Origin of the sequence: uncultured Blautia sp. (genome assembly GCF_902497045.1) — a bacterium.
In the GTDB taxonomy this organism is placed as follows: Bacteria; Bacillota; Clostridia; order Lachnospirales; family Lachnospiraceae; genus Blautia_A.
In genome coordinates this window covers 1-3556 of the sequence record NZ_CABVDF010000259.1, presented here as the reverse complement: position 1 = coordinate 3556, position 3556 = coordinate 1, and the positions used below count along the sequence as shown (strand labels likewise).

At 43.6% G+C, this 3556-nt stretch carries 2 protein-coding genes; both read right to left on the bottom strand.

The genetic code is table 11. The features are described from left to right. Window positions 1-30: 30 nt before the first annotated feature. Entirely contained in the window at window positions 31-2592 is a 2562-nt protein-coding gene (locus tag RDS42_RS13385) for a glycoside hydrolase family 95 protein (protein WP_308784090.1), read from the bottom strand. A 127-nt stretch (window positions 2593-2719) separates the two neighbouring features. Next, window positions 2720-3556: DegV family protein (locus RDS42_RS13380; protein WP_308784089.1), on the bottom strand; the 837-nt coding region annotated here is incomplete at its 5' end.

Below are 3556 nucleotides of genomic sequence, written 5' to 3'. Positions count from 1 at the left end.
TTATACATATTCTTAGAATTTTCGTACTCTTTAGCAGTCAGTTTTTAAGATCCTGTAAACCGCTCCTTTTTGGGTGGCAAAAGAAATCTTGTCATTGCTGCAGATCTCAACAGGGATTGAATTTCCCAGAGAGTCAGTTACTTTATAGGATGCCAGGTCTTTATATTCTCCTATGAATCTTCCGCCATTCTGTGAAGTAATGGTAAAGGAGTCTGCCATACCCCTGGTCCACTCCATATCAATGACAAAATTGCCACGTGCAACGATTCCTTTTACATAACCGTTTTCCCATTCTTTTGGAAGTGCCGGAAGGAACTGAATGTAGCCCAGCTGGCTCTGCAGCAGCATTTCATTTACCCCGGCTGTATAGCCAAAGTTTCCGTCAATCTGGAAGATCGGGTATTCTTTATAGTTTTCTCCGCCTCCGTGGGAAGAGAAAAGGTTGGTCAGGAATCCGGAATTTCCGCCTCCTACAGCAGACCGGACAAGCTGAAAAGCTTCTTCAGCATGACCTGTACGTGCCCAGAGGTTTAGTTTATGAGCTTTGGACCATCCTGTTGCATCCAGTCCTCTTTCCTTAAGAGAGACCATGGCTGCGTCCATAAATTCCGGCGCATCTTTGCTGATCATATTGCATGGATATAACGCCATCAGGTGAGAAAGGTGGCGATGAGGAGGCTGTTCTCCATTGCATTCGGCTCCCAGACTCTGTCTCCACTGAGGGATATCGGTTTCTTCAAGCTCTCCTGCCTGTGCCTTTCCAATGTGGGTTTCCTCAAACCACTCTTTCACCTGACCATCTTTACCTACAAGTACCGGATCCAGTTTGGATTGCTTTTCTTTCCATTGAGGGATAAGCTCCTGATCCACACCAAGGATTTCTGCCGCCTGAATGGTGTTTTCAAAATGCTGCCAGATAAACTGCTGGTCATAGGCAGCACCATTGGCGATCGGGCCGTTTTCCGGTGAATAAGAAGGTGCAGAAACATATCTCTTCTGATACTCACTCCAGTAAAGCGCTTTATCCCAGAAATTAGCAACTTCACGAAGAGAAGGATAAAGATTTTTCAAAAATTCAAGATCACCTGTATACAGATAATACTCATAGGAATTCAAAAGAGCCCATGCAGAGCCCACCGGATTCCATCCGGCGGCATTGTTTTTCTGTCCCATTGTTACAAACATATATGGCGTACTGAAGCAGCCTACCAGCCATCCGTTTTCTTCTCCATCTTCACTTTTGATGCCAAAGGCGGAAGCAGCAGCTGTACGTCCGGCCTCCCGGAGCACATCCAGGTAATCCTGATAAGGAAGCAGACATTCACCCAGATTACTTGCCATAGTAGGCCAGTAATTCATCTGTATATTAATATTAAAGTGATAGTCACCGCCCCATTTAAAGTGCTCTTCGCCCCATACACCCTGAAGATTCGTAGGAAGTGCGCCTTTTCTGGATCCTGCAATGGTCAGATACCGTCCAAACTGATAACAGATAACTTCAATGGCTCTCTGCTCTTTTTCCGTTGGAAGTTCCCCTCCGTTGTTCTCGATCATATTTCGGTATTTCTGAAGAAGTTCATCCGTAGGGATTTGTGGGATGTCCTCATTAAATCCAAGCTCCATGCGGGAGAAAAGTTCAGAATGATCTTTTACATGATCAGATTTTAATGAAGAGTAACCCTTGGCAGCAGCCCGCTGGATACGCTGTCTTATTGCTTCATGAGGGTCCTCTCCACGGAAAGCAGGAAGCTCCATCTTATAATCTGTACCGCAGGCAAAAATAAGGGTAACAGAATCCGCATGGGATACACGGATAGAATCTGTTTCTGCAGTCATTTCTCCGCCTTCAGGAATGACCTTCAGCTGAGCTTCTGTCTTCATTCCATTACTTTTCAGCGTGTTTTTCAGAATGATGGTATCTGCTTCGGTGTGATTCAAAAGAGAAGTACCATGGGTGCAGTCCTTCAGACATACTGAAAAAGAGAGACAGCCTTTCTGATCGGCGCTGAGATGTACGGCCAGCACATTGTCAGGATAACTGTTGAAATATTCTCTGGTATAATGGACACCTTTCCAGTTATAACTGACAGATGCCAGACCAGTGCGAAGATCCAGATCACGGACATAGCTGCTGACTTCTGATTCATCTGTAATATTGCCGGAAATAAAAATATCTGCAAAATCCTGAGGTTCATCATAACCGGTCAGATCTCCCATAAGTCTGTTCAGCCAGTCCATAGCCTCTCCCTTTGTATCTGTGCCGCAGGCCTGGTAAGAATTTCCGTCAAAACCAAAGACATGCTCAGATTTATCATCCAGCTTCTTACGGATGTTATCCAGATCTTTTTTGATCATGTCCAAATCTTTTGAAGTATTTGTGGGATTAGTGTTTCCATATTTATAATCTGTTTCTTTGGATGGCCCTCCGTTCCATACAGTTTTTTCATTGATATGGATACGGTCAGTTGTTATCCCGCCAAAGATCAGTCCTCCCATGTAGCCATTTCCAACAGCCAGCGCTTCTGTTTGCCAGTCAGATGCAGGGCTGGTATACCAGAGTCTGAGAAGGTTTTCGTTTACGGTATTGTTCATATCTTTTTTCCTCCGTATTCTTTTGGATAAAAATATTTTATGACCGTAAAATATAATACAGGTTACCTGATGGAAAATCAATGGTTTTGTATATTTTCACCAAAAAAGCTGTGGATTCTGAAGGTTCTTATCGCTCAAATCCAACCATAATTCCGCCCTTTTCCGCATAAAAGCTGCAAAGCCCACGGGTTTTGTCAATAGAGATCTCTGCCTGAGGGTATTCTGCTTGGATCAGATCTTTGAGCTGTTCAGCTCCGTTTTCGTTATAACAGTGATCGATCAGTACTTTATTTCCGTGATAACCAAGACGTTTCATATTACGCAAAAGCTCTGAAATCGCTTTCTTCTCGCCTCTGCACTTGTCGGTAGGATGAAGCCCTTCTTCGTTTACATCTCCTACTACACGGATACCTACGATACCACAGATCTTTGCCGCAGCCGGACTGATTCTCCCATTATTGGCAAGATTACGGAGAGACTGAAGAGAAAACACAAGAGAGGTATGCTGATTTTTGTATTCCTGGATTTCTTTACAGATGGTATCAAAATCTTTTCCACTTTGTACCAGCTTGTTTAGTTTATACAGAAGAAGTTTCATTTCCGGACCGGCAGAATAGGAATCCAGTACAAACACCTTTTTTCCGGGATTTTCTTCTTCATATTCCATTTTTGCTGCCATTGCCGCATTATAACTTCCGGAAAGCCTGCTTATGATAGTTACACAAAAGATGATGTCATAATCTTCAAATGCCTGAAGCCAGTCACCCATTCCAGGGCATGCAGTCTGTGAGCGCCCGTTATAGGAATGCAGCTCCTGCACCATCTGGTGGACATCCAGACCGGCATGGTCAATATATTCTTTTTCTTCAGTTACAATCCTTAAAGGAACAGACGCAAACGGTATGCCGTCTAATGTCATCATATTGGAAGCAGAATCTGTAATAATTTTTACTTTCATAGCTTT

Bases quoted from the DNA above. Each gene is read 5' to 3' on its own strand.
- RDS42_RS13385 (WP_308784090.1), bottom strand. From the start codon at position 2,592: ATGAACAATACCGTAAACGAAAACCTTCTCAGACTCTGGTATACCAGC.